Genomic DNA, 7048 nt, shown 5'->3' on the forward strand with positions numbered 1-7048 from the left:
CGCGCGGACGAGATCGTCCGCGCGGACGGCCCGGACCCGCTCTTCACCGTCCGGCTCGACGGCGGCGCGACCCTGCGCACCCGTCGCGTCCTGGTGGCGACCGGCGTGCGGGACGGGCTGCCCGACCTGCCGGGCCTGCGGGAACGCTGGGGCAAGGACGTCCTGCACTGCCCCTACTGCCACGGCTACGAGGTCCGCGACCGGCCGCTCGGTGTGCTCGCGACGGGTCCGATGGCCGTCCACCAGGCGCTGCTCGTCCGGCAGTGGTCGCCGGACGTCGCCATGTTCCCGCACGACCAGGAGTTCTCCCCCGGCGACCGCGAGCGCCTCGTCGCCGGCGGCATCACCCTCGTGGAGGGCCCGGCCAAGCGGATCGCGGCCGACGAGCGCGGGATCCGCGGCGTCGAGCTGGCCGACGGGCGCGTGGTGGAGCGCGCCGCGCTGTTCGTCCAGAGTGACCTGGTCCCCCTGGACGGGCTGCTCACCGGCCTCGGCTGCGCCCGCGAGAACGGCCTGGTGCGGACGGACGCCATGGGCCGGACCAGCGTCCCCGGCGTGTCCGCGGCGGGCAACGTCGTGCAGCCCTTCGGCCAGGTGATCATGGCGGCGGCGCAGGGGTCGGCGGCGGCCATGGCGCTCAACGCCGACCTGGTGGAGGAGGACGTCCGGCGGGCCGTCGACCGCGAACGCACCACCGCGCGGAACGCGGCGGAGTTCGGCGCGGCCGTCGAGGCCCTGGTCGCCGCGACGGTCCTGGGCGACCGCGGGCACGGCCTGTGACGCGTCAGGTGTAGTAGCCGTCGACCGCGGTGCGCGCCTCCTCGTAGAGGGCGGGGCCGTCCTGCCGGACGGACGGCCATCCGCCCCCGGGGGTCAGCGCGTCGTGCTGCTCGCTGGACAGCGCGTACAGCACGCGGCCCAGTCCCGAGCGGTCGATCGCGCCCGTGCACATGCCGCACGGCTGGCAGCTGGTGAACATGGTCGTCGCGGCGGCGGTGGCCGCGTCGAGTTCGCGGGCCGCCCACCGGGCCAGCTTCAGCTCGGGATGGGCGCTGATGTCCCGGTCGGCGCGCACGGTGTTGTGGGCCTCGGCCAGGACGACGCCGTCGGGTCCGGCGAGCAGCGAGCCGTAGGGCGCGTACCCGTCCGCGCGGGCCCGGACGGCGATCTCGACGGCCCGGCGCAGCAGGCGTTCCTCGAGGGGTGTCACGTCAGTTCCTCTCTGCGGGCGGCCACGGCGGCCAGATCCCGCCAGGCGTTCTCCGGACGCAGGGTCTCGTCGGGATGGGCGAGGACGGGGTCGAGCACGACGCTCCGCGCGCCCATCTCCCGCAGCCGGTGCAGGTCGGCGAGGACCTGGTCGAGGGTCCCCTCGCCCGCGAGGCGTTCGCCGCCCGGCGGCTCGGAGGTGAGGCGCAGCGCGATGCGGGGCGCGAGGGCCGGGACCGGGCGGCCCTCGCGCCCGGCGATCCGGGCGAGGCGTTCCACCGCCTCCTCCAGCCAGGGCAGCGTGACGCGCAGCGGGTGCCACGCGTCGCCGAACAGGGCGGCCCGTCGCATCGCGGCATCGCTGTGCCCGCCCACCCAGACCGGGACCTCACCGCTCTGGTAGTCGCCGGTGTCCCGCCAGGCGGCGCGCACGTCCCGGAGCAGGTCGTCGGTGAGCCTGCCGCGCCGCTCGAACGGGACGCCGAGCGCCTCGAACTCTTGCCGCGCCCAGCCCGTCCCCACGCCGAGGACGAACCGTCCGCCGCTGAGCCGGTCGAGGTTGGCGGCCATCCGGGCGACCAGCAGCGGATGCCGGTACGGCGCGACGAGGACGGTCGTGCCCAGACGGACCCGGCGGGTGATGCCCGCGAGCCACGCGAGGGCGGTGAACGGCTCGTAGAACGGCGCGGGGTACCGCTCGGCCACGTCCGGCGTGATGGCGACGTGGTCGGAGACCATCAGCAGGTCGAAACCCAGGCCCTCGACGGTCTGCGCCCAGGCGGCCAGCCGGTCGGGTTCCGCCCCCGGCCCGAAGTTCGGAACGTTCACTCCCAGAATCACGGGGAGAACGCTATCCAGGCAGTGCGCGCCGATTGAAGGCGATCCTCACGGTATGAGGCGCGCCGGGCCGTGGATCTGACGGTATTTTGCCGCGGTGACCGAGAATCTCGACGCGACCGACCGGGCTATCCTCGCGGAGCTGCAACGGGACGGCCGTGTTCCGCTCACCGAACTGGGCCGGAGGGTGAGCCTCAGCGCGTCCGCCACGACCGAGCGGGTCCGCCGGCTGGAGGAGAGGGGCGTGATCAGCGGCTACCACGCCCGGGTGGACCTGGCCAAGGCCGGGCTGCCGGTGCTCGCGGTCGTCCGGCTGAAGTACCCGGGCAACCGGCACGGACCGCTGCACGATCTGCTGCGGAGGCGCGGCGAGATCCTGGAGTGCCTGCGCACCACCGGCGAGGACTGCTACGTCCTGAAGATCGCGGCGACCTCGATGGGCCACCTGGAGCAGGTCGTCGACGAACTGCTCGAACTGGGCTCGACGACCACCAACCTCGTCTACAGCGAACCGCTCACCTACCGCGGCCTGCCGGCCGACATCGCGGAAGCCGCCGGGTCGGCCACGGAGGGGTCCGAAGAAACTGTCGGTGCCGAACGGTAGCGTTTTCCGCCTACGAGGCCGCAGTACCACCCTGTGCGGCGACGGCCGCGGGAGCATCCCGCGGCGCGGGCCGCGGGTACCGCTCCCCCGCCGTCGCCGCAGGCTGGACGGGTGACCAGCGTCGCGGCCCCACCCGACTCGACGGAGACACCATGAGCAAGGCCACCGAGCCGGACACCCGGCCGTCCGACCAGGCGTCCCAGCGGGCGTCCAGGCTCGCTTCCGGGCAGGCTTCCGGGCAGGCGTCCGGGCAGGCGTCCGGGCCCACGCACGCGGCCGACAGCCACGAGCTGATCCGGGTGCTCGGAGCCCGTGAGAACAACCTGAAGAACATCGACGTCGAGCTGCCCAAGCGGCGGCTCACCGTGTTCACCGGCGTGTCCGGCTCGGGCAAGAGCTCCCTGGTGTTCAGCACCGTCGCGGCCGAGTCGCAGCGGCTCATCAACGAGACCTACAGCGCGTTCGTGCAGGGCTTCATGCCGACGCTGGCGCGGCCCGACGTGGACGTCCTGGAGGGCCTGACCACCGCGATCATCGTCGACCAGCAGCGGATGGGCGCCGACCCGCGCTCGACCGTCGGCACCGCCACCGACGCCAACGCGATGCTGCGGATCCTGTTCAGCCGCCTCGGGAAGCCGCACATCGGCTCGCCGCAGGCGTTCTCGTTCAACGTCCCGTCGGTCAGCGGCGCCGGCGCGGTCACCGTCGAACGCGGCGGCAAGACCGTCAAGGAGAAGCGCAGCTTCGCCATCACCGGCGGCATGTGCCCCCGCTGCGAGGGCCGCGGCAGCGTCACCGACCTGGACCTCACCCAGCTGTTCGACGAGACCAAGTCGCTGTCCGAGGGCGCGATGACCGTCCCCGGCTACAAGGCGGGCGGCTGGAACCACCGGCTCTACGCCTCGTCCGGCTTCTTCGACCCGGACAAGCCGATCAGCCGGTTCACCAAGAAGGAGCTGCACGACTTCCTGTACCGCGAGCCGACGCGGATGAAGATCGAGGGCATCAACATGACCTACGAGGGTCTGGTGCCGCGCATCCAGAAGTCGATGCTCGCCAAGGACAAGGAGGGCATGCAGCCGCACATCCGCGAGTTCGTCGACCGGGCCGTCACCTTCACCACCTGCCCCGAGTGCGACGGCACCCGGCTCGCCGCGCCCGCCCGCTCCTCGAAGATCGCCGGGATCAGCATCGCCGACGCGTGCGCGATGCAGATCAGCGACCTGGCCGCCTGGGTCCGCGGCCTCAACGAGCCGTCGGTCGCGCCCCTGCTGGGCTCGCTCGGGCACACCCTCGACTCGTTCGTGGAGATCGGCCTCGGCTACCTGTCCCTGGACCGTCCCGCGGGCACCCTGTCGGGCGGCGAGGCGCAGCGCGTCAAGATGATCCGCCACCTCGGCTCCTCGCTCACCGACGTCACCTACGTCTTCGACGAGCCCAGCATCGGCCTGCACCCGCACGACATCCAGCGGATGAACGACCTGCTGCTGCGGCTGCGCGACAAGGGCAACACCGTCCTGGTCGTCGAGCACAAGCCGGAGACGATCGCGATCGCCGACCACGTCGTGGACCTCGGCCCCGGCGCGGGCGCCGCCGGCGGCACCGTCTGCTTCGAGGGCACCGTCGAGGGGCTGCGCGCCAGCGACACCGTCACCGGACGCCACCTGGACGACCGCGCCGCCCTCAAGGACACCGTCCGCAAGCCCACCGGCGCGCTGGAGATCCGCGGCGCGAACACCCACAACCTCAAGGACGTCGACGTCGACATCCCGCTCGGGGTGCTGACCGTGGTCACCGGCGTCGCGGGCTCCGGCAAGAGCTCCCTGGTGCACGGCTCGATCCCGGCCGACGCGGGCGTGGTGTCGGTCGACCAGACCGCGATCCGCGGCTCGCGGCGCAGCAACCCCGCCACCTACACCGGCCTGCTGGAGCCGATCCGCAAGGCGTTCGCCAAGGCCAACGGCGTCAAGCCCGCGCTGTTCTCGGCCAACTCCGAGGGCGCCTGCCCCACCTGCAACGGCGCGGGCGTCGTCTACACCGACCTGGCGATGATGGCGGGCGTCGCGACCGTCTGCGAGGAGTGCGAGGGCAGGCGCTTCCAGGCGTCGGTGCTGGAGTACCGGCTCGGCGGACGCGACATCAGCGAGGTGCTGGCGATGCCGGTGACCGAGGCCGAGGAGTTCTTCGGCTCCGGCGACGCCCGCATCCCCGCCGCGCACGCCATCCTGCGCCGGCTGTCGGACGTCGGCCTCGGCTACCTCACCATCGGCCAGCCGCTGACCACGCTGTCGGGCGGCGAGCGGCAGCGGCTCAAGCTCGCCACCCACATGGGCGACAAGGGCGGCGTCTACGTCCTGGACGAGCCGACCACCGGCCTGCACCTCGCCGACGTCGAGCAGCTCCTCGGCCTGCTCGACCGGCTGGTCGACTCCGGCAAGTCGGTCATCGTCATCGAGCACCACCAGGCCGTCATGGCGCACGCCGACTGGATCATCGACCTCGGCCCCGGCGCGGGCCACGACGGCGGCCGCGTCGTCTTCGAGGGCACCCCCGCCGACCTGGTCGCCGCCCGCTCCACCCTCACCGGCCGGCACCTGGCCGACTACGTCGGCGCCTGACGCGCTCGGCGCCTGACCTGCCCCGGCGCCTGACCTGCACGGTTCCCGGCCGGCCTCCCCCAGGCCGGCCGGGCGCGCCGGACCGAGCATGAAAGTACAAGCCGCACGCGGCGCCCCGCCGCCATCCTGAACCGGACGCGATCGGCTCCCGGTCGCGCGCCGAGGTAGGGAGAACCATGCGAGTGACCCTGTCGAGAACCGTCCTCACCGCCGCCCTGGGGGTGGGAACGGCCTTCGCCGCCGCCGTCCCGGCGTCCGCCGGCACCGTGCCCGGCGATGCGGGCGGCACCGTCCGGGCGGCGGGCCCGTACTGCGACCCCGGCTGGTCGGTCCATGTCCAGCGCAAGGTCAAGTACAAGCAGTCGACCGGCGAGCGGGACGAGCTCATCAACCGCACGTCCCGGACCGTCCAGCGCACCTACAGCCTCACCCGCCAGTCGCAGACCAAGTGGAACGTCACCGTCGAAGGGTCGGTGTCCTTCAAGGCGTGGGTGTTCTCCGAGGTGAACATCAAGGTCGGCGGGGGCCTGGAGAAGCAGAGCAGCATCACCAAGTCGGTCAGCGACACCGTCCCGGTCAAGGCGCACCGGACGCTGGTGGTGACGCGCGGGTTCCGCAAGCTCAAGGTGTACGGGTACACCTCCTACACCTGGAGCAACTGCGCGACGGGGCGGTACAAGAGCTTCGTGGTGACCGCCCCCTACTCCAAGTACGTGGAGTACAAGGAAGTCCGCAACTGAGCGTTTCCCGAGCGCGCCGCGGTCCCCGGTGAGGTCGCCCGGGGAGGGGGCGCCCCGCAGCACGCCGGGGCCTGCGGGGCGCGCTCTTCCCTGTGGGGCGGGGCCACGCGATAGTGGCCGCCATGATCAGGTGTCTGCTTCCGGCATCTTCCCGTGGCCTTCGGGTCGACCAGCTAGCCAACCACGGTGACGAGCCGTCCGGGTGGGACGAGCCGGCCGTCGACGAGAACGACGGAATCTTCTTGATGCACCGGGGCGGCTTCCTGCGTGAGGCGAAAGGCCGGCGATCGTTCCTGGACCCCGCCACCGGCTACGTCAACCTCGCCGGAACGCAGGAGCGGTTCGCCTCACCCGTCGACAACAACTACATCTTCACCGCGATCATCTTCACGCCGGACGCCTTCGACGAGCACGCGGGCGTCCTGGCCCGCAGGCGCGACGGCGACTGGGCGTTCCCGGTGAGCGCGGCCGTCGGACTGCGGCACCGGGAACTGCTCGGCGCCTGCCACGCGGGTGCGGACCGGCTGGAGATCGAAGAACGCCTCCACACCCTCCTGGACGTCCTGCTGGCCCAGCCGCCCGTGGGAACCGGCGACGCCACCGTGTCGGCGGCGACGCGCGCCCAGCACCACCGCCTGGTGTCGAGGGTGCAGGAGGCGCTCAACTCGGGCCATCTGACGACGGGCCTGGACGAGCTCGCCGGCCTGGTCGGCTCCTCGCCCCACCACCTGAGCAGGGTCTTCCGCCGCGTCACCGGCCGCACGATCACCGCGTACCGCAACGACCTGCGGGTGCGGGCGGTACTGGAGGACCTCGCCCAGGGCCCGGACACCGCCCTCGCCGACCTCGCCGCCGCCCACGGGTTCACCGACCACTCCCACCTGACCCGGACGATCCGCAACCACCTCGGCGAATGCCCCTCGGCCCTGCGCGGGAAGCTGACCGCCGCCGGCGCGACCTAGACGAGTAGTTCCGAAGTTAGTGGTCGTAGGCGATCAGTGATCGTGTGGTGGGTTGTCCGGTGCGGTGGTTGTGCCAGA

General features: G+C 72.4%; 7 protein-coding genes. 5 read left to right on the plus strand and 2 right to left on the minus strand.

What is annotated here, in order from left to right; genetic code table 11:
• A partial coding sequence (locus DZF91_RS30815; RefSeq protein ID WP_147341469.1) for an NAD(P)/FAD-dependent oxidoreductase occupies nucleotides 1–780 on the plus strand: 780 nt, incomplete at its 5' end.
• 4 nt (nucleotides 781–784) lie between these two features.
• Here DZF91_RS30815 and DZF91_RS30820 read toward each other — a convergent pair.
• Nucleotides 785–1210 carry a nucleoside deaminase gene (locus tag DZF91_RS30820; protein WP_117360595.1) on the minus strand — a complete coding sequence of 142 codons (426 nt, stop codon included), beginning with the start codon at nucleotides 1208–1210 and terminating at the stop codon, nucleotides 785–787.
• Nucleotides 1207–2049 (minus strand): LLM class flavin-dependent oxidoreductase, encoded by an 843-nt coding sequence (locus DZF91_RS30825; RefSeq protein ID WP_117360596.1) that lies wholly within the window; start codon nucleotides 2047–2049, stop codon nucleotides 1207–1209. The genes DZF91_RS30820 and DZF91_RS30825 overlap by 4 nt, the downstream gene beginning before the upstream one ends.
• 94 nt (nucleotides 2050–2143) lie before the next feature.
• On the opposite strand from DZF91_RS30825, the gene DZF91_RS30830 reads away from it, so the two are divergent.
• The 4 genes from DZF91_RS30830 (at nucleotide 2144) to DZF91_RS30845 (ending at nucleotide 6970) form a co-directional block, all read left to right on the plus strand.
• Entirely contained in the window at nucleotides 2144–2650 is a 507-nt protein-coding gene (locus DZF91_RS30830; RefSeq protein WP_117360597.1) for an Lrp/AsnC family transcriptional regulator, read from the plus strand.
• Between the two features lie 152 nt (nucleotides 2651–2802).
• Nucleotides 2803–5268, plus strand: coding sequence for an ATP-binding cassette domain-containing protein (locus DZF91_RS30835; RefSeq protein ID WP_117360598.1), 2466 nt, complete (start codon nucleotides 2803–2805; stop codon nucleotides 5266–5268).
• 176 nt (nucleotides 5269–5444) lie between these two features.
• The gene (locus DZF91_RS30840; protein ID WP_147341470.1) at nucleotides 5445–6008 is read left to right on the plus strand and encodes a hypothetical protein; all 564 of its coding nucleotides are present in this window, start codon (nucleotides 5445–5447) and stop codon (nucleotides 6006–6008) included.
• Nucleotides 6009–6253: 245 nt separating this feature from the next.
• A complete protein-coding gene (locus DZF91_RS30845; RefSeq protein ID WP_117360600.1) occupies nucleotides 6254–6970 on the plus strand; it encodes a helix-turn-helix transcriptional regulator in 717 nt (238 codons plus the stop codon).
• The last annotated feature ends 78 nt before the right edge of the window (nucleotides 6971–7048 follow it).

Origin of the sequence: Actinomadura logoneensis (assembly GCF_003428695.1) — a bacterium.
Taxonomy (GTDB): domain Bacteria; phylum Actinomycetota; class Actinomycetes; order Streptosporangiales; family Streptosporangiaceae; genus Spirillospora; species Spirillospora logoneensis.